The 19,777-nt window shown below is 39.8% G+C and carries 19 protein-coding genes; 9 read left to right on the top strand and 10 right to left on the bottom strand.

Translation table 11 applies throughout. From position 1 onward, the window contains the following. The 9 genes from KK487_RS11225 to KK487_RS11265 form a co-directional block, all read right to left on the bottom strand. Complete coding sequence (locus KK487_RS11225) at window positions 1-1,809, bottom strand: flagellar hook-length control protein FliK (RefSeq protein WP_128583043.1); 1,809 nt, start codon at window positions 1,807-1,809, stop codon at window positions 1-3. Window positions 1,810-1,896: 87 nt separating this feature from the next. Further along, the gene (gene fliJ, locus KK487_RS11230) at window positions 1,897-2,343 is read right to left on the bottom strand and encodes a flagellar export protein FliJ (protein ID WP_008112186.1); all 447 of its coding nucleotides are present in this window, start codon (window positions 2,341-2,343) and stop codon (window positions 1,897-1,899) included. After that, window positions 2,343-3,677, bottom strand: coding sequence for a flagellar protein export ATPase FliI (fliI, locus tag KK487_RS11235; protein WP_008112184.1), 1,335 nt, complete (start codon window positions 3,675-3,677; stop codon window positions 2,343-2,345). Before fliI ends, fliJ begins: the two co-directional genes overlap by 1 nt. An 18-nt stretch (window positions 3,678-3,695) precedes the next feature. Further along, window positions 3,696-4,499, bottom strand: coding sequence for a flagellar assembly protein FliH (gene fliH, locus KK487_RS11240; RefSeq protein ID WP_128583042.1), 804 nt, complete (start codon window positions 4,497-4,499; stop codon window positions 3,696-3,698). A 3-nt stretch (window positions 4,500-4,502) separates the two neighbouring features. Beyond that, window positions 4,503-5,543 (bottom strand): flagellar motor switch protein FliG, encoded by a 1,041-nt coding sequence (fliG, locus tag KK487_RS11245; protein WP_013465559.1) that lies wholly within the window; start codon window positions 5,541-5,543, stop codon window positions 4,503-4,505. Further along, window positions 5,536-7,251, bottom strand: coding sequence for a flagellar basal-body MS-ring/collar protein FliF (fliF, locus tag KK487_RS11250; RefSeq protein ID WP_024602023.1), 1,716 nt, complete (start codon window positions 7,249-7,251; stop codon window positions 5,536-5,538). The genes fliG and fliF overlap by 8 nt, the downstream gene beginning before the upstream one ends. Window positions 7,252-7,271: 20 nt before the next feature. Next, entirely contained in the window at window positions 7,272-7,604 is a 333-nt protein-coding gene (gene fliE, locus KK487_RS11255) for a flagellar hook-basal body complex protein FliE (protein WP_016899229.1), read from the bottom strand. Between the two features lie 157 nt (window positions 7,605-7,761). After that, window positions 7,762-9,186: a sigma-54-dependent transcriptional regulator gene (locus KK487_RS11260; protein ID WP_008112175.1), complete on the bottom strand. Its 1,425-nt coding sequence runs from the start codon at window positions 9,184-9,186 to the stop codon at window positions 7,762-7,764. Then, window positions 9,183-10,295: a sensor histidine kinase gene (locus KK487_RS11265; protein WP_128583041.1), complete on the bottom strand. Its 1,113-nt coding sequence runs from the start codon at window positions 10,293-10,295 to the stop codon at window positions 9,183-9,185. Before KK487_RS11265 ends, KK487_RS11260 begins: the two co-directional genes overlap by 4 nt. Window positions 10,296-10,424: 129 nt before the next feature. On the opposite strand from KK487_RS11265, the gene KK487_RS11270 reads away from it, so the two are divergent. Continuing rightward, the gene (locus KK487_RS11270) at window positions 10,425-11,012 is read left to right on the top strand and encodes a DNA-3-methyladenine glycosylase I (RefSeq protein ID WP_215521757.1); all 588 of its coding nucleotides are present in this window, start codon (window positions 10,425-10,427) and stop codon (window positions 11,010-11,012) included. Between the two features lie 116 nt (window positions 11,013-11,128). On the opposite strand, the gene KK487_RS11275 is transcribed toward KK487_RS11270, so the two are convergent. Further along, window positions 11,129-12,565, bottom strand: a complete 1,437-nt coding sequence (locus tag KK487_RS11275; protein ID WP_008112169.1) for a sigma-54 dependent transcriptional regulator — start codon at window positions 12,563-12,565, stop codon at window positions 11,129-11,131. 367 nt (window positions 12,566-12,932) lie between these two features. On the opposite strand from KK487_RS11275, the gene fliS reads away from it, so the two are divergent. The 8 genes from fliS to pseG are packed head-to-tail and all read left to right on the top strand — an operon-like array spanning window position 12,933 to window position 19,768. Then, entirely contained in the window at window positions 12,933-13,328 is a 396-nt protein-coding gene (gene fliS / locus KK487_RS11280; protein ID WP_013465564.1) for a flagellar export chaperone FliS, read from the top strand. Beyond that, window positions 13,328-13,651 carry a hypothetical protein gene (locus KK487_RS11285; RefSeq protein WP_013465565.1) on the top strand — a complete coding sequence of 108 codons (324 nt, stop codon included), beginning with the start codon at window positions 13,328-13,330 and terminating at the stop codon, window positions 13,649-13,651. The genes fliS and KK487_RS11285 overlap by 1 nt, the downstream gene beginning before the upstream one ends. Before the next feature lie 45 nt (window positions 13,652-13,696). Then, the gene (gene pseB, locus KK487_RS11290; RefSeq protein ID WP_013465566.1) at window positions 13,697-14,698 is read left to right on the top strand and encodes a UDP-N-acetylglucosamine 4,6-dehydratase (inverting); all 1,002 of its coding nucleotides are present in this window, start codon (window positions 13,697-13,699) and stop codon (window positions 14,696-14,698) included. 13 nt (window positions 14,699-14,711) lie between these two features. Further along, the gene (gene pseC, locus KK487_RS11295) at window positions 14,712-15,863 is read left to right on the top strand and encodes a UDP-4-amino-4,6-dideoxy-N-acetyl-beta-L-altrosamine transaminase (protein ID WP_215521758.1); all 1,152 of its coding nucleotides are present in this window, start codon (window positions 14,712-14,714) and stop codon (window positions 15,861-15,863) included. Next, a complete protein-coding gene (locus tag KK487_RS11300; RefSeq protein ID WP_013465568.1) occupies window positions 15,860-16,720 on the top strand; it encodes an aldo/keto reductase in 861 nt (286 codons plus the stop codon). Before pseC ends, KK487_RS11300 begins: the two co-directional genes overlap by 4 nt. A gap of 21 nt (window positions 16,721-16,741) precedes the next feature. Beyond that, window positions 16,742-17,506 (top strand): cytidylyltransferase domain-containing protein, encoded by a 765-nt coding sequence (locus KK487_RS11305; RefSeq protein WP_058155101.1) that lies wholly within the window; start codon window positions 16,742-16,744, stop codon window positions 17,504-17,506. Then, window positions 17,499-18,785 carry an aminotransferase class III-fold pyridoxal phosphate-dependent enzyme gene (locus KK487_RS11310; RefSeq protein WP_215521759.1) on the top strand — a complete coding sequence of 429 codons (1,287 nt, stop codon included), beginning with the start codon at window positions 17,499-17,501 and terminating at the stop codon, window positions 18,783-18,785. Before KK487_RS11305 ends, KK487_RS11310 begins: the two co-directional genes overlap by 8 nt. After that, window positions 18,785-19,768 carry a UDP-2,4-diacetamido-2,4,6-trideoxy-beta-L-altropyranose hydrolase gene (pseG, locus tag KK487_RS11315; RefSeq protein WP_058155104.1) on the top strand — a complete coding sequence of 328 codons (984 nt, stop codon included), beginning with the start codon at window positions 18,785-18,787 and terminating at the stop codon, window positions 19,766-19,768. Before KK487_RS11310 ends, pseG begins: the two co-directional genes overlap by 1 nt. Window positions 19,769-19,777: the final 9 nt, after the last annotated feature.

Consider the following 19,777-nt stretch of genomic DNA (forward strand, 5'->3'; position numbering starts at 1 on the left):
TTAGGCATAGTAATCTATTGATGATAACGTTTGTTGTCCAGAACCCTGTATTTGCTTATCTGGTTGCTCACTATTTGTCTCATCTGTAGAGCGATTATTAGCCATTTGCCCTTGTGCATCACTTTCTTGTTGCTGTGCTTGTTCACCTGAGGAATCACCGTAAGAAATACTGCTTTCACCTAGTTCTAAACCTTGCTGCATCAGCATTTCTCTAAGCCTAGGTAACGACTGCTCCAGCGCTTCTTTGGCTTGCTGGTTTTGCACTACAAAGTTGATTTGTGCTTGCTCAGCATCACTTCTAATACGAATTTGCATACTGCCCATTTCTGGCGGATCTAGGCGAATTTCAGCTTCTTTATTATTAATACTTAACATTGAGCTAACCCGCTCTTGTAGCATTTTTGCCGCATCACTTTTAATAATGTTTAAAGCCTGTAAGGTGGCAGGATCAATGCTTACTTGTTTCGCTTGTGCTGTACTTTGTAACTGTCCTGCTTGCAAGCTTTGCGCTTCAATAATAGCTTGTTCGTACCCTAAAGTATCGTATTTAGCGAGACTATTAAGCGACTGTTTGTCAAATATATTAATGATCTGAGAGAAAATTTGTGCTGCACGCGGTGGCATTTGCTCAGCATTAGTGCCGCGCATGCTCTCTTTTTGTAATGCGTCTAACTGTTTGGCAAGCTCGTCAGGGTTATCAGCTACCGATTTTGAACTCTCTAATTTTAGCTCAGGTTTTACATTGGCTGATTCAGTACCAGTCTGTGCTTTTGGCGCTATTGCTCCCGCCAAAGCATTATTTGAAAATAGTGGCTTATCTTTGGCGCTAAACAAGCTGTCCGCGTCAATCGCGGTCTCTAAATCACTGATTACTCCTTTTAGCGAGGTAAGTTCTTTCGTTGATAAAGATTCATTTTTAACGTAACCCTGCAACTGATTGAGTAAGGCCTGTTTTTCTGAGGTAGTTAACGTACTTATTTGTGCATTAATGGTCTGCTGAGGTGTTTGCGGCTTCTCACTTTCACTCACATACTTACTGAGTAATTGCTTTAAATCCGCTAGGTTATCTTTATTAATTGGCTTGCTCATCGCATTAAGTTCAGTAGCTAACTCACCTTGCTGAGCAGGTGTTAAATTTGCCAATAATTTATCTGCTTTAATGGCATTATCATCTTTTGATAACAGCGCCAAAATTGATGAGTCTAATGATGATTTTACGGTTGTGGTATCAGTCGGCTTATCGGCCACCTTATCTGTTGCTAATTGACTTGAAACAACATCGCCTTTTTGACTCGCATTAACAGCTGCTAGCGCTTTTGTGTCAAGCAGTGTCGGCTCACCTTCGCCTTTTCCTGCTAAATTAGCACCTTGTACATTTTGTGTTTGTGGAATGATTTCATCATCCACAACGGCATCACTTGGCATAGTAATAATAGGTGCCAGCTTATCTTCAGGCTTAGCGTTTATTTTAACAGCGTCTTTGTCTATTAACTGCGCACCACCATGGGGGTTATTTTTTACTGAGGTATCGATGACTTGTGCCGCATTAATTTGCGCCAGCATATCTTCACCGCTCAAAGGCTTTTCTTCGCTACTTTGCTCTTTTAGATCGGATTGTTCATCTGCTGATTGTTTGTTTGGCGCTTTAGCTTGCGTACTGTGTGTTTCAGAAGCTTGGTTAGCAAGGGCTAATTGATCAAAAAAGCCAGCATCATTACTGCTATCTAGCTTTGTTTTATCACTGTCTTTTTTAACTAAGTATGAGTCTTGCTCAGATACCGCTAACATTGAAATATCATTTATCGCCATAAATCACCTAATAAAAGCGGCAACAGCCCACCGCACAATCCTAAAAATCATTGCTCTTGTAGAATCTAAGCAATTAGCATGCCTACCTTATAGTGCTTTATGCCTTTGATAAAACTGATTAGAGGAAAATTCATCGAGCATTTTTTGCTCACTTTTAGCGGCCAACATATCCGCTTTTATCTGTTGTTTTTCAATTAACTTAGCAACCGCTTTCGCTTTTACTTGTTGCTTTAACCACAAGGTTTTACGCTGGCTAACCACCTGCTTTGCAGTGTTAACAGTGCTTGCTTGTTGACGTATCGCTTCTTCAATCTTAGCAATGAATGCATGATACTGACTAAATCCGGCACTTGATAAACCCGACTGCCCCTTAATATGAAGTTGCTGCGTGTATTCAAGTCGAAAGTCATTTAAGCCCTGCAGCTTTTGCTGATTTACTTGCAAATTTTGATTAGCTTGCAAGTAGCTCATGCGTAACGTTTCTTCTTTTTCGTTTTCAAGCCTGAGCAACAAATGCAGTTTATTTTTTGCCATTATGCTTGTCCTAATAATTGCGCGAGCCCTTGAAGGCCATCATCATAGCTAATCACATCACGCATCCCTTGTTGTAAAAATGCGTTCACTCTTGGCATCATGTTTATTGCCTGATCGAGCATTTGATCACTGCCTTTTTGATAAGCGCCCAAGGTGATCATGTCTTTGTTCTGTTGATACATTGAATACACTTGCTTAAGCACCCGAGCTTGTTGCATGTGCGATTCAGACACCACTTGAGGCATAACTCGAGAAATCGATTTTTCTATGTCAATGGCAGGATAATGGCCGCTGTCGGCTAAATCACGAGATAAAACAATATGTCCGTCAAGTATGGCACGTGCAGCATCAGCAATCGGGTCTTGCATGTCATCGCCTTCACTCAGTACGGTAAAAAAGGCAGTAATAGAGCCTTGCCCTTCCCCGCCGTTACCCGCTCTTTCCACCAGCGCAGGTAATTTAGCAAATACTGAAGGTGGATAGCCTTTTGTTGCAGGGGGCTCACCCACAGCCAGCGCGATTTCACGCTGTGCCATAGCATAACGCGTCACCGAGTCGAGTAATAACAATACGTTTAAGCCTTGATCTCGAAAATACTCTGCAATGGTTACCGCACTTTCGCAGCCTTTTAATCGCATTAATGGTGAGGCATCAGCGGGGGCTGCAACAACAACTGAACGTTTACGCCCTTCAACACCCAGTATTTCTTCAATAAATTCTTTTACTTCTCGACCACGCTCACCGACTAAACCCACTACAATCACATCGGCTTCACTGCCTCGGGTCATCATGCCTAATAATACTGATTTACCCACACCAGAGCCTGCAAATAAGCCCATGCGCTGGCCTTGGCCGACAGTAATCACCGAGTTAATAGCACGTACCCCCACATCCATAGGCTTACTAATGGGGCGTCTTGCAAGAGGGTTTATTGCATTTTGAGCAAATTTGAGTGTATGTTCTGCATTAATTTTACCTAAGCCATCTAAAGGTCTGCCTAAGCCGTCTACCACTCGACCAAGTAAGCTCATGCCAACAGGCAAACCTGTGTCATTAACTTGGGGGATAACTCGCGCACCAGGCAGTACGCCTGAAATGTGGTCGTTAGGCATTAAATACAAAGTTTGATCGTTAAATCCAACAATTTCAGCGTCAACAAAGCCGTTCATTGTTTCAATTTTACATTGGCTGCCTACCGGAGCGCGCAAACCTTTGGCTTCCAGTGTTAAACCAACCACACGCGTTAAAACTCCCGCGACTGCAGGCGCTGGAATTTTAATATGCCGTTGGTATTGAGATAAGCGTTCGCTTAATGAAGTATCGCTCACAGACATAACACGCCAATAAAAAAGTTAGATACCACTGTTATGCAAAAAGCTATCCAACGTTTCTTTGACACGGGTTTTCAAGGTCATATCTAAAGATGATAACGTTGTTTTAACTTCACAACCGCCCCGCTCTAGAGTGGGTTCTGCAATTAGTTGCCAATGATTATCTTCAATAGCTTGTTCACCATAACTGGCTTTTATCAGCGTTAAGTCATCTGGATGAAGATGAATTCGAACTTTTTCTTGTTCTGCATTGAGTGCATCAATGCTTTTTTTCAAAGTATGTAAAATAATATCAGGTGATGTTTTTACTTCTTGATAAATAATCGCTTCACTGAGCATAGTGGCTAGCTGTACCAGCTGTTTTTCTGCTTGCTCGTCCACTTTTTTAAGCGGGTCGCTTAAACTATCTAGTAAGCCACGCAGGCTGATCAACTGCTCATCAATTAAGGGTTTAACGTCTTCTTGGCCTTGTGTTTTACCCAGCTCTACACCTTCTTTGTAACCCGCCTCTTTACCCTCGGTTACGCCTTTGTCAAAGCCATCTATATAGCCTTGTTCGTGCCCTTGTTTAAGGCCTTCTTCGTAGGCATCTTGGCGAATACGCTCCAGCTCTACCATAGTTAATGAAGGCAGCTCTGGTTCTTCCGGTTCTTCTACTTGCTCTTTTGCTATTTCTTTACGGTATAGCTCGGCTAAGGGTGTGCCATAAGCCGTAGAGCGATTGCGAAAGCTTCGCTCATCGGGAGCAACATCAGGAATTGGCCAATTTTTTAATAACTCATCAGCTTCATCTGCATGTAATGGGCGACCTTTAGAGTGACTCATAGGTTATAAGAACTCCTCACCACCGCCACCACCAAGCATAATTTCACCTGAATCAGAAAGGCGACGTGCTGTTGATAAAATTTCTTTTTGCGCCGCTTCTACTTCACTAATGCGCACAGGAGCCATAGCTTCTAAATCATCAGCGAGCATTTCAGCGGCACGTTTTGACATGTTACCCAAAATTTTCTCTTTAAGGGCATCATCGGTTCCTTTAATGGCTTTCATTAATACATCTTGCGGCACTTCACGCAGGATTGCTTGAATGCCTCTGTCGTCTACATCCATTAAGTTTTCGAAGACAAACATTAAGTCTTGAATTTGTTGCGACATTTCTTCGTCATGCTCACGGATTGAATCCATTAACTGCCCTTCAACATTGGTATCGAGGTAGTTCATGATATCTGCCGCAGCTTTTAAGCCACCCATTTTCGCAGCTTGTGCACCCGCTTGACCGGCAAATTGTTTTTCCATAATTTCATTCAATTCTTGCAATGCTGCCGGTTGTACTTCTTCTAAATTAGCAATACGCATGGTTAAATCGAGGCGCACTTTTTCAGGAAATTGCGCTAAAATTTCAGCCGACTGTTCAGGCTCTAGGTAAGAGAGAACAATTGTTTGAATTTGTGGATGCTCATTACGAATAATGTTAGCCACCTGTTTAGAGTCCATCCATTTTAATGAATCAAGACCTTTAGCGCCTGAGCCCATCACTATTTGGTCTATCAAGCTGGCGGCTTTATCTTCACCTAATGCGGCTGTAAGTGCTTTTTTGATGAAGTCTTCAGACTGAAAACCAATCGTACTAAAACTTTGAATTTGTTCAATAAACAAATTATGAACCGCGCTAATTTTAGCTTGCGACAAATCATCGATTGCCGCCATGGCCATACCGACCTTTTGCACTTGTTTTGGCTCTAAGTGCTTGAGGATTTGCGCTGCATCTTCTTCAGTTAAGCTCAGCAATAATATTGCCGCTTTATCTACACCATCAAGTTTATCAACATCAAACGCTTGAGGTAGTTGTTTTTGTTCTTGATCAGTCATCTTCTGTTAACCACGCTTTCACTACTTGTGATGATAGTTCTGGTTCATTGGCTACAAGGGCACGAACCGCTTTGAGTAAGTCTTCGTCGCCGTGTAGGTCTGGTAAGCGTAGTGTACCATCGCTTGAGAAGCCAACAGAAGCAGAATCAAAGTCATTATTTAGCATATCTAATGTGCTGTCACCAAGATCAACACCTGAACTAAGAGAATCTTCATCGTATTCTTCAAGTGTATTATCTGGGTAGATTAAGCGTTTAAGCATAGGTTTAACGACAGCTAAAATCAGTACAATAATAACCAGTGCACCTAATACTAAGCGCATCATTTTCATAAACCAATCTTGTTCCCATAAAGGCAACTCAAAATCAAGCGCTGAGTCTTCACGAACAAATGGTACGGTCACTACTTCAAGTGCATCGCCACGTTGCATATCAAAGCCTACGCCACCTTGTAACAAGCGACGAATATTTGACAGGGCTTCAACCGAGCGTGGCGTCATAGTTGTTTCACCATTTTCACCCACCGTAGGCAGGTAATCAACCGCAACAGAGACGCTTATTCTGCGGATCACTCCAGTTTGCTGACGCTTATGTGAAATAGTGGTATCGAGTTCATAGTTACGAGTGGCTTCTTTGTGAGTTCTACTCGGTGAGGTTGCAGTGCCTGCACCGCCCGCCATCGCATCTTCAGGAATAGTTGAGTTAACTGGTGGCTGATTAGTAAGCGCGCCTGGAATACCAACCGCTAGGCCACCAATATTATTTTCTTCAAAGGTCGTTTCACTTCTTACCGCAGGTAAATCTGGGTTGTAACGTTTTTGTGTTTCTTCTACCGCACTAAAGTCCATACTTAAATCTACTTGTGCGGTGTAATTACCTAATCCAACCACGGGGATCAAAATACTGTCGATTTTTTCTAGGTATTCTTGCTCACGTTTACGTTCTATATCGTATTCTTTACGCGAGCGTGCAGCTAAAGAGGTTTGCGAGCCTGAATTTAATAAACGACCATTTTGATCGGTCACAGTAACGCGCGAAGGCTCAAGCCCTTGTACCGCTGAAGCTATCATATCAACAACCGAGTCAACTTCTTCGCCATCTAGAGAGCGACCGCGTTTAAGAGTAAGTACAACAGTCGCAGAGGGTTTTTTCTCTCTACGGGCAAATACATTTTCTTTGGGAATAGCTAACAATACTTTGGCGCGAGTAACATTATTTAGCTCTTCTATAGTACGGGCAAGTTGTTGCTCACGGCCATGTTTAAGGCGCTCACGTTCTAAACGTTGGCTTACCCCAAACCCCATGTCTTGCATAATAATGTCGCTACCTGATGTAGGCCCTTGATCTAAACCTTCACGGGTCATCAATAACTTGATATTTTGATATTCAGTTTCATCCACCGAGACCACATTGCCATCAAGTTGGTAGTCAATTTTTTGTGCATCTAAAAAGTCGAGTGTTTCTATTAACTCTTCAGTTTGCATTTTACCTAAAGGGCGCATATCTGGCTGACGAGCCCAAATAATAACGAAAATAGCAATGGCTAAACAAATAGCTAATGCAACAATCAGGGTAATTTGACGTAAAACATCAACACCGCCAAGGGAACTGAAATAGCCTGATTTTTGCTCTTGTTGATCTTCGTTTTCACTTTGCTCCATCATGCCATCAGCAAGTGCCAGATCTGTAGATTGATTAGATTGCGCCACAATAATTCTCCACTACCTAGTTAAACAGGCATGTTCATAATTTCTTTATAAGACTCAACAAGCTTATTACGAACCTGTACCGTAGCTTCAAATGCCACAGAAGACTTTTGCGAAGCAATCATAGCCTCAGCAAGTGATACGCTTCTGTCGCCATTCTCTACCGCTTTTACTTTTTGTCCTGTGTCTTGCTGAAGTTCATGCACTGTATTAAGGGCATTACTCAACATGTCACCAAACTGTGCTGTAGAGGTTGATTGCACTTGCGTTGGCAAGTTATTAACTTGATTACTACGTGTGGCCTCTGCAGCCATTGATTGCATTTCTTGAAATAAAGCACTGTTTTGAATTTTCATAATTGTCTCTGATAATGCAGTAAACTCTTAAAGAGAATAAAGCACAAAACATGCCAAAAATTAAAACCAATTAAAACAACGCTTTAAGTAAAATAATTAAGCAGTCAGAGTTTTGACAGCCCTAAATTCAAGTGATTGAACTTAGGGCTTATGGGGGTTATGCTGGGAGGGAAATACCTAAATCACGCATTTGTGCTAATTTGTAGCGTAAAGTACGCGGGCTAATACCTAAGGTTTCGGCGACCTCTTTGCGTTTTCCTTGGCAGCGTGCCAAGGTTTCTAAAATAATACGATGTTCTTTATCTTTAAGCTCATCTTTGTAACTACCAGTATCGACGGCTAACAAATCATTTTTTTGCTCATCTGCAGGCGCTGCTTTTTCATCATAATAAGCGTTACTGAGACTACTTTTTACAGGCTCAATGTCAGCTTTAGTTTCTGCCACAAAATGCGTTGGGGCTAGATTTTCGATAAAAATAGCATGCTCATCAATACTATTTCCACTGCGTAAAATTAATGCTCGCTGGATAACGTTATCTAGTTCGCGTACGTTACCGGGCCAGCTATGGCTAAGCAGTTTTTGCTCTGCACTGCTATCTAAATACGCCATTGGCTCTTTGCTTTTACTTAAATGACGTTCAATCAAATGCTTAGCCAACACAATAATGTCCCCTGGGCGCTCACACAGTGGTCGCCATAGCAGTGGGAAAACATTGAGTCGATAGTATAAATCTTCGCGGAACTGGTTTTCAGCAACCGCTTCTTTTAACTCTCGGTTACTTGTGGCAAGCACACGTACATCCAGTGCAATGGTTTTACGACCACCTAAACGCTCAACTTCACGCTCTTGTAGTACACGTAACAGCTTGGCTTGCAGGCCTAAATCCATTTCGGTGATTTCATCAAGTAAAATAGTACCGCCCTGTGCTTGTTCAAACTTACCCGGGCAGGCCTGAATCGCGCCAGTAAACGCGCCTTTCTCATAACCAAATAAAGTGGCTTCGAGCATATTTTCAGGAATAGCAGCACAGTTAATCGCAACAAACGGTTCATTACAGCGTTTTGATTTGTCATGAATATAACGCGCCAGTACTTCTTTACCAGAGCCACTTGGCCCAAGCACCATCACACTGGCATCTGATCGAGCAACTTTATTAGCAAGTTCGAGTAATTGAATACTACTAGGGTCGGCGACAATGGGCCCGTCTGTTTCTTTTTCTTTTTCTGGTAAGTAACGACTCACCATATTCAATAGCACTTCTGGTGCAAATGGCTTGGCCATATAATCAATCGCGCCTAAACGCATAGCCTCTACAGCATCATCAATAGTGGCGTAGGCCGTCATCATTAGTACGGGTAAATCAGGGTAATTTAATTTAATACTACGTAATAAATCCAAGCCGCTCATTGCGCCCATTTGTACATCACTGACCACCAATGAAAATGCTTCTTTTTTTAGTAGCACCATGGCTTGCTCGGCACTATTGGCGGCCATACAGGCTATACCTGACATTTCAAGCGTATCAATTAATGCTTCACGAAGTCCGGCGTCATCTTCTACAACTAAAATAGTGTTACTCATTGTGACTCCCCTAATTTAGATGTGACACTAATAGGTAGCAACATACTAAAAATTGCTCCCCCTTGTGGGTTGTTGTTTGCTTCAACACGTCCCTGATGTGCACTGGCCACTGAACTTACAACGGCAAGTCCTAAACCAGTACCTTGGCTTTTAGTGGTATAAAAGGGTTCAAATATTTTTTCAGTTTGTGCTAAATCAAGCCCAGGGCCATTATCACTAACACTAATGCGAACATAATCAGAGTCTTGTATATCACGCAAAGCACTAAGATGTACTTGTGCACCACTGCCAATGACTTGAATACTATTATGAATTAGGTTTTGAATTGCGCTTGCCAATGCTGTTTTGTTACCCATAATTTCAATATCGGGTTCAGGTAAGCTCACATTTAATTCGCTATCATTGAGCGCTACCATAGCATCGGCACCGGCTTTAACTTCACTTAGTAGCTGTTGCATCGACACTTGCTCAACAACTTGCTGATCACCACTTTTAGCAAATAACAGCATGTCGTTTACTTGGGTTTCTAAATCTTTTAAACGTGACATTAATTTAGTATGAAAACTGCCGCGAGACGCTTCGGGTAAGCGTTTTGAGCCTAAATTTGCGGCATACAACATAGCCGCTGATAACGGTGTGCGTACTTGATGAGCTAAAGACGCAACCATTTTACCTAAGGCACTTAAACGCTGCATATGCGCGACTCGCTTTTGTAAGCGTCGGGTTTCGGTTAAATCGGTCATTAGTATAAGTTGCCCAGGCTCAGGCGCGAGTGCAGTAATATCGAGCTTTATTAAGCGTCCATCTTTTAACGACACTTCATGACCATCATCTTGATGAGGACGAAATGAGCGCTGAATAACGCTAAACCACTTCTCTCCTTCTAATGGCTCGCCGAGCATATCGATAGCTATTTGGTTTGCCTTAGCGATCATTCCTTTACCATCAAGTACAATAACGCCCGCAGGCATGGTATCAACCAGATGAGAGAGCCAACTTGCTTGTTGACGCAAATCACTCAACTCACCAACATACTCCTCTTGCAGTAAACATGGGTTATACTGATTAGCAGAAATAAACTGGGGTTTTAGCACACTTGCAAGGGCCATAATCAACTCTCTAAAATAATGTAGATACTGTAGCTAATGCACAATATGTACCAAAATTATTTCATAATAATATCAACAATTTAAATAGTTAAAATACGTGCCGTAAAAATGACGCGCTAAGGAATAAGCATGAAAGAAGAAGCTCAGTGTCGCTGTCCATGGTTAGATACTTCAAAACCCGACTACGTGGATTACCATGACCATGAATGGGCCGTACCTGTGTATGACGATCACCTACTTTTTGAGTTTTTAACGTTAGAATCGGCACAAGCAGGGTTAAGTTGGTACACCATATTAAAAAAGCGCGCTAATTATAAAAACGCCTTTGCAAACTTTGATGTAAATAAAGTAGCGGCCTTTACTGAGCAGGACCTAGAAACATTAATGCAAAATGAGGGAATTGTTCGCAACCGCTTAAAAATAGCCGCAACAATTAATAATGCAAAGTGCTTCATTGCTATTCAAAAAGAGTTTGGCAGCTTTAGTGATTACCAGTGGCGGTTTGTTGGCAATAAACCTCAGGTAAACGATTTAGAGACGCTTGCGGATTACCCTGCAGTTACTGAAGCATCAACGTTATTTGCAAAAGATTTAAAAAAGCGCGGTTTTAAGTTTTTAGGCCCAACCACAGTGTATGCCTACATGCAGGCGTGTGGAATGGTTAACGATCATAGTAATAATTGCTTTAGAAAAGAAGAAGTTAAAAAGCTAGGCTAGGTGGGGTTACGGGTTACGAGACGCGGGGTTAACCCGCTGACAAGTATAGCGCCGAGTTTGCATTAAACGCGGTGTTTAGTTTTTCTAACCTAATACCTGAAACCTGCCCTTAGCTCTCAATCTCTCGATAGGTTATATTTTTTCATTTTTTCGACCAGAGTGGTTCGCCTTACGCCAAGCACCTCGGCAGCACGGGCGACAACGTAATCAAAGCGCTCTAATGCCTGTGTGATTAAGTTAATTTCAAGCTCAGCTAAGTACTCTTTAAGCTCAATACCTTCATCGGGCAATAAACCAGGTGCGGCCTGAGCAAAGTCATCTTCTAGATCTATTTCATCTTCACTAAATCCGCCGCTAAAAATATCATTAAATGCATCACGCTCCATCAGTTCTTCTGGGTACTGTGGCTCATAGGCTTCAACTTCAATGTAGCGGTATTTATTAGGTAAGTCAGGAACATCCACCACCTTGTCTGGGAACATAATAACCATACGCTCAACTAAGTTAGCGAGCTCACGAATATTACCCGGCCAAGAATGTTCTTTTAAACTATCAATAGCACGCTCTGTAAACTTAGCCGTAGTACCGCTTTGTTCATTTACACGGCGCATAAGCTCTTTAAGTAGTAATGGTATGTCTTCTGCGCGTTGAGCAAGAGATGGGCTCTCAATAGGAAAAACATTTAAGCGATAGTATAAATCTTCTCTAAATGAGCCTTTTTCTATCATGTTTTCAAGGTCACGGTGGGTTGCAGCAATCACACGCACATCAGCTTGGATCGCTTTGGTACCACCAACGCGCTCATAGCTACGCTCTTGTAGTACTCGCAGTAACTTAACCTGCATTTGCAGTGGCATATCCCCTATTTCATCTAAAAATAGCGTGCCACCTTGCGCTAACTCAAAACGGCCTTTTCGTGCTGAAATAGCCCCAGTAAACGCGCCTTTTTCATGACCAAATAGTTCACTTTCTAGTAGCTCTGCAGGAATTGCCCCACAGTTTACTGGTACAAATGGGCCTTTGTTACGCTTAGAAAGCAAATGTACGTTACGGGCAACTACTTCTTTACCTGTGCCCGATTCACCTAAAATAAGTACGTTAGCATCGGTTTTAGCAACCTGCGTAATTAAAAAGCGTAAATCTTTTACCGCTTTGGTTTCACCAACAAGACCATCAAAGGTGCTTTTCTCTTTATTATTTTTATGTTCATGCGGCAACATGCGCTGATATTGCTGACAGTCGTGTAACAGCTGTGTGGTTATTTCATGAGTAAATGGCTCACATATCAACCCCACAACATTAGCCAAACTCAACAAAGGTTTAAGCGTTTCACCAATGAGTAAAAAAGGAAATGTTGGGTATCGTTTAATTAAACTTTCGTGATCTAAAGACTGCAAAGCACCTAACACCACAATACATTCTTTGTTTTGATAGTGGCTGCATGCCTGTTCAAAGTCAGCTTCTGTTTGCAACTGTACAGCCTCACCAATAAAAGTAAGCGATGCGTATAATCCAATAGAGCGATTGTTATTATTATCTAAAATTAAGATCATCTTTAGCGAGCCATTTATTTCACTAATTTGTTTTATTAATCAAATTGTAAGCCAGTTGGGTTTGGATGCAAGCAATAGCGGCGATTTTTTGACATTAACGCCAAAAAACAGACACTGGCCGCACAAAGTCAATACTTTATAACTATTAATTACCTGGGTAGTTTTAGTGATATACATACTTAGGATGAATTAAACGACATATAATGCGATTTTCAATGATACGATTCCACACAGAAGAAACACATAAAAACTGCTATTATTACTTAAAGGTGTGACTGTTTTTGCCGATAAAGTAATAGTCAAACTTATGTTGGAACTAAACTTGCTTAGAGTTCTGAACATGTTATTAAAATTTGAGGAATTACCTATGGCTCATGCATCAATCAATAAATACCGTCAAATAACAGTTAGCAGTGTTAAAGAAATGACGCCTTACGACCAAGTTAAACTCGTGTTTGTGAATATTGTTGGCAAGCTCTCTGCTGCAAAAGGATTTATTGAACGTAAAGAGTTAGAAAAAAAAGGCAACGCAATCTCTGATTGTATTGTGCTACTTGGTGCGTTGCAGCAGGTATTAAATTTTGAACACAATAATGAAGTATCAACTAACTTAGACTCTTTGTATGACTACTGCCAGCGCTGCTTATTAACTGCAAACCTTGAAAACAATATAGATAAAATCGATGAAGTAATTACCTTGATTAAAGAGATTAAATCAGGTTGGGAAGCAATTCCATTCGAGCAAAGAGAACCACAACTATAATGGCTTTAAAGCAAATAACGAGTTCACAAGTTACAGATAGTGAAACTCGCAAATATTGTAATGAGCTAGTGAGTTTGATTAATGACTCAGAGGATTGGGATATTGAGCAAGCGCTGAGTATTCATAATAAGCTTGATACATATATAAGTGAATCACTTACAAGAGAAAAAGCTTTTTACTCTGCGACTGAACTTGAGTTTTTAATTAACCTAATAGAACAGCTATCTGCTAAAATGGATGCTCAAAAACAACTATTAGCGGTTAAAATAGTTGGTAATCAAAAAAATAAAAAAGCTGTAAATAAGTATAAATCTAACTTTTAAAATAGATTTGGCAATATTAGGCTGGTTAGCTGTGGAGAGAATCTCATGTTTGATGGAAAGGTAGTTTTAATAACAGGTGGAACAGGGTCGTTCGGTAAAAAGTATGTAAAAACACTATTAGAGCGGTACAGTCCAAAAAAAATTATTATCTTTTCTCGTGACGAGTTAAAACAGTTTGAGATGCAGCAAGATTTTGATCAGCCTTGCATGCGCTACTTTATTGGTGATGTTCGAGATAAAGAACGACTAAATCGCGCAATGCGTGGCGTTGATTATGTCATCCATGCTGCAGCCCTTAAGCAGGTACCTGCCGCAGAGTACAACCCAATGGAATGCATCAAAACTAATATTAATGGGGCAGAAAACGTCATTAATGCAGCACTTGATAACAATGTTGAAAAAGTCATTGCCCTCTCTACAGATAAAGCAGCTAACCCTATTAATTTGTATGGTGCCACTAAATTAGCCTCGGATAAATTATTTGTAGCGGCAAACAATATTGCAGGCGGCCATAAAACGACTTTTTCAGTAGTGCGTTATGGGAATGTAGTATGTTCGCGAGGGTCAGTTGTGCCTATTTTCCAAAAATTCATTAATGAAGGCCGTGATCACATCCCTATCACTCATGACGAAATGACTCGTTTTTGGATAAGCCTTCAACAAGGTGTTGATTTTGTTTTAACAAATTTCGCGCGCATGTTGGGCGGTGAAATTTTCGTACCTAAAATCCCATCAATTCGAATTGCTGATTTAGCAAAAGCAATGGCTCCTGAATTACCTATTAAAATTATTGGTATTCGCCCAGGAGAGAAACTTCATGAAGTTATGTGCCCTGCCGATCTGTGTTTTGAAACCTATGAATATAACGATCATTTTGTAATTGCACCAGGCATCAAATTTAGCAGTCGTAGTAATGACTTTACAGTTAATGCACTTAATGAAAAGGGAAAAAAAGTTCAGCAAGGCTTTGAATATAACTCTTTGAACAACCCACATTACATGACGATTGAAGAAATTGAAGCCTTCAATATTGAAGCCTTAATTTAAAAGTAATGACTCCATGATCCCATACGGCAAACAAGCTATCTCTCAACAAGACATCGACGCAGTAGTTGATGTCTTAAAATCTGATTGGTTAACGCAAGGCCCAAAAGTACCCGCTTTTGAGCAAGCCATCGCAAATTATTGTGGCAGCACCTATGCATGTGCAACAAACAGTGCCACATCAGCATTGCACGTTGCATGTTTAGCGTTAAATGTGGGGAAAGATGACATCGTGTGGACCTCCCCTATTTCGTTCGTTGCTTCCGCAAATTGTGCACTGTACTGTGGTGCTCAAATAGACTTTGTGGATATTGATGTAGCAACAGGGAATATGTGCACTGATGAGTTAGAAAAAAAACTTATTATTGCTAAAGAAAATAATCGTTTACCAAAGGTAGTCATCCCAGTTCACCTGGCAGGTCAATCATGTGATATGCAGGCTATATATCAACTTGCAGTTGAATATGGCTTTAAGATTATTGAAGATGCTTCACATTCTATTGGTGCAAAATATTTAGGTAAGCCTGTGGGCAGCTGTGAGTTTTCAGATATTTGCGTATTTAGCTTTCATCCAGTCAAAATAATCACCTCAGCTGAAGGTGGAATGGCGGTAACAAACAACAAACGACTTGCTAATAAAATGGTGCGTTTACGTAGTCACGGGATTACATCCGATCAGAGTGAAATGACAGAGCCAAGTCATGGCCCTTGGTACTATCAGCAAGTTGAACTCGGCTTTAATTATAGAATGACTGAGTTACAAGCTGCACTAGGCCTTAGCCAGCTCTCAAAGCTTGATGAATTTGTTGCAAAACGCAACCAGCTAGCTAAAGTATATACTAGCAAGCTAAAAGATATGTCTATCAATCATTTAACTCAATCACACCAAAGCTATTCTAGTTACCATCTATATATTTTAACCTTGTTTGGTGATGCAATTGTAAAACATGATTCTCTTATCTGTAGTTTAAGAGAGCAAGGCATAACGAGTCATTTGCATTACATTCCAATTCATATACAACCTTATTACAAAGAGCTTGGCTTTAAGGCAAATGACTTTCCAAATGCAATGAGATACTACAGCTGCGCTCTCACCATACCTTTGCATCCTGGATTAACTAATTCAGAACAAAACTTCATAATAGAAACATTAGCTAAACAACTATGAAAATCGCTTTAGGAACCGCCCAATTTGGTTTGAATTATGGTATTAGTAACACCCTTGGGCAGGTAAAAAAAAATGAGATCAAACGAATACTTAGTGCTGCGCTAGACGCTGGCATTACAGTGGTTGATACGGCATCAGCTTATGGAATTAGCGAGAGTAATATTGGCCAATCGGGTTTAAGCCAAGCTTTATCTATCGTTACTAAAGTATCAAGTGAAAATATTCACGCGCAGGTAGAAAAAAGCTTAAAAAATCTGAACTGTGACTCAATTGATGCAGTGTTATTTCATAATTGTGAGTTGCTTTTAAGCAGCTCAGGGGAAGACTATTTTTCGCAGCTAGAGCAGTTAAAAACCAAAGGCATAGTTAAGCGAATAGGTGTTTCTGTTTATAATCCTAAAGAACTTGAATTACTTAGTGAAAGGTTTAATTTAGATCTGATTCAAGCTCCTGTTAATTGGTTAGATCAACGTTTTATACAACCTGAAATTATCGATAAGCTAATAGAAAAAAATATAAAGCTTCACGCTCGCTCGATATTTTTACAAGGGCTTTTATTAGAGCCAATGATTCAAAATAACGCTTATTTTTCACAGTTTAATAATGAGTTTTCTCAGTATAATCGTGTTATTAATGAATTAGGCTGCAATCGGCTAACTTTCGCATTAGCAATTATTGCGCAAAAAGCCCCTCATATCGAAAATGCAATTATAGGATGTTGCTCACAAGAACAGTTAACACAATTAATAGACAGCTACTGCGCCGCAAAAAAGCTTACACTCCCCTCGGATGACGTTTTAGCCTCTTTAGCTTCAAGTAATTTAGCATTAATCAATCCATCGCAATGGCTTGGTTAATTAAGCGCTAGGATTAAAAATATGATAAATGCTTTCATGCAAGCTAGGACAGGATCAACACGCTTACCTAATAAAGTTTTAAAGAACCTCCAAGGTTTACCTATGTTTATTCAACAAGCTAAGCGTGTACAACGAGCAAAATTAGTAGACAACCTAGTTATTGTCACAAGTACTGATGAAAGTGACGACATTATTGAACAGTTATGCAATGAGAATAATTTATTATGCTTTAGAGGAAGTTTAAGCAATGTTCTCAGCCGGTACTTTCATGCTGAACTCAATTACCCTTGTGATGCTATCGTTAGAATAACAGCTGACTGCCCAGTGATTGACCCTGAGCTCATGGACTATGTCATTAATAGTCATTTAAAAAACAAAAATGATTATACTTCAAACTGCTTAGTAGCCACATACCCTGATGGTCTCGATATTGAAGTGATCAGTAAAAAGGCCTTACATAACGCTTATAAATATGCAGAAAAGCCTTCTGAGCTAGAACACGTAACACCTTATATAACAAGTCACCCTGATAAGTATAAGTTACAGAATATCCAAAGTGAGCAAGACCTCTCTGCCTATAGATGGACTGTTGACGAACCCAATGACTTTGAGTTGATTTCATCAATATATGAAAATTTATATGTAAAAAAGCCTAATTTTAATTATCAAGATATACTGGAATTGTTATCGCATAAACCAGAGCTGAACTTATTAAACTCCCAAATTGCTCGAAATGAGGGAATGGTTAAATCATTAAAACAAGATAAAGAAGAAGGCTATGAATAATTACACTAATTCAGCGGAGTGGCTACATAGAGCTGAAAAAACCATTCCTCTAGGTTCCCAAACTTTTAGTAAGAGTAGAATTGCGTTCCCACAAAATGCAGCACCTTTATTTATTGAACGAGGTTTAGGTTCTAAAGTGTGGGATGCAGATAATAATGAGTATATTGACTTTGTGAATGGCTTACTTTCTGTTTCTTTAGGCTACTGTGATGCTGATGTAAATCAAGCTGTGATAGACCAGCTTAGCTCAGGGATCACTTTCTCCCTTCCTCATAGATTAGAAATGGAAGTCGCCGAAGAACTCACAAAGCTAATACCTTGCGCTGAAATGGTGCGTTTTGGTAAAAATGGCAGTGACGCAACATCTGCTGCTATTCGACTAGCAAGAGCTTATACAAAAAGAGAGCATGTTGCAGTCTGTGGTTATCATGGTTGGCAAGATTGGTATATTGGCTCAACAACCAGAAATTTAGGTGTTCCCGAGTGTGTTAGAGCGCTTACCCATACGTTTACATACAATGACCTTAGCTCATTAGAAAGGCTCTTTACTGAATACCCTGAACAGCTTGCTGCTGTAATTATGGAGCCAATGAATATAGCCTTTCCAGAAGCTGGATTTCTTGAAGGAGTACAAGCACTTTGTAAAAAACATGGCTCTGTACTAATTTTTGACGAAACAATTACCGGTTTTCGGTTTGATCTACATGGTGCTCAAGGCTTATTTAATATTACACCTGACCTAGCAACCTTTGGCAAAGGCATGGCAAACGGATTCCCTATTTCAGCTATTGTTGGAAAGAAAGAAATAATGTCATTGATGGAAGATATTTTCTTCTCCGGCACCTTTGCGGGCGAAACCATGTCTTTAGTTGCTACAAAAACAACATTAAAAAAAATGCAGCAAGAAAGAGTACTGACACATATTCACACTTTAGGTGAAAAATTAATTTGTGAGCTTAATAAATTAATAGAAAAACACGATGTAAAAGATTGGCTGAGCACTGCAGGTCATCCGTCATGGTCTTTTATTATTATTAAAGACACTCAAAAATATTCCTCATTAGAGCTAAAATCTTTATTTATTCAAGAGATGTGCACTAGAGGTATTTTAATTGGTGGTAGTCATAACCTTAGCTTTGCCCATACACATGATGATATAGAGAAATTACTTAATGCATACGATGAAGTTATTTTTATTTTAAAAAATACAATAAAAACGCAAAATTTGTATGATATTTTTAAAGGTAAACTATTAGAGCCCGTTTTTAAGGTGAGATAATGCAATTAGCCATAAGAACAGATGCCAACGAATTAATCGGTGCCGGCCATTTGATGCGCTGTTTAGAGTTAGCAAACACTTTAGCCGAAAAAAATATAAAAATTAGATTCATTGTAAAAGAGTCTGCTTTAGCGAAATCTTTACTAAAGAGCCAGTTAGTTAGTTATTTAAAATTATCTACAGCAAATAATGGACTTGAAGAAACCAACCAAATACTTGAAAAATACAATATCAAAAGTATTTTAATTGACCATTATGAAATAGATATTCAATGGGAGCAACAATTAATAGCTGATTATATAGTTATAATCGATGATCTAGCTGATAGAGCACATCTTTGTAATTTACTAATTGATACGGCATCAGAGTCTAGGCTAAGCGCTTATAAAAAGCTTGTGCCTAAGCAATGCAAACTTCTACTGGGTCCTAAATATGGAATTATCAGAGATGAATTCATTCGAAAATTAAACGATGAGCACTTAGCCTATGACATATTTATATGTTTTGGCGCCTCAGATCCTCAAAACAATAGCTTTGCTTCGTTATATGAACTTGATGTAAGGCAATACAAGGGTAAAATTTGTTTAACTACAGGTTTGGGTTATGCACACGGAAAAACGCTAAAAAGCCTCATTGAAAATACAAATTTAAACATAACTTGGCATCAAGCACCTCCAAACTTAGCTGACTTAATGTATCAATCAAAAGTAATCATTACAGCTCCTGGTTCAATGCTCTTCGAAGCTGCATCAATGGGAAAATCCATTATAATGATAAAAACAGCAGAAAATCAAAATGGTAACATTGAGTTATTTGAATTAAGTGAAGCAGCTATTTTATCAACCGTCTCCAACATATATAGCTGTATTCAAATAATTGAAGATAAAAGTAAAATATTAGCATTAAAAGCAAAAGCTATTAGTGATGGCAAAGGAAAATATAGAATTGCTCATTGTATCCATCAAAATTCATCGTTGATATAAGTGAAAATT

Source organism: Pseudoalteromonas sp. SiA1, from assembly GCF_018732205.1.
GTDB lineage: Bacteria > Pseudomonadota > Gammaproteobacteria > Enterobacterales > Alteromonadaceae > Pseudoalteromonas > Pseudoalteromonas tetraodonis.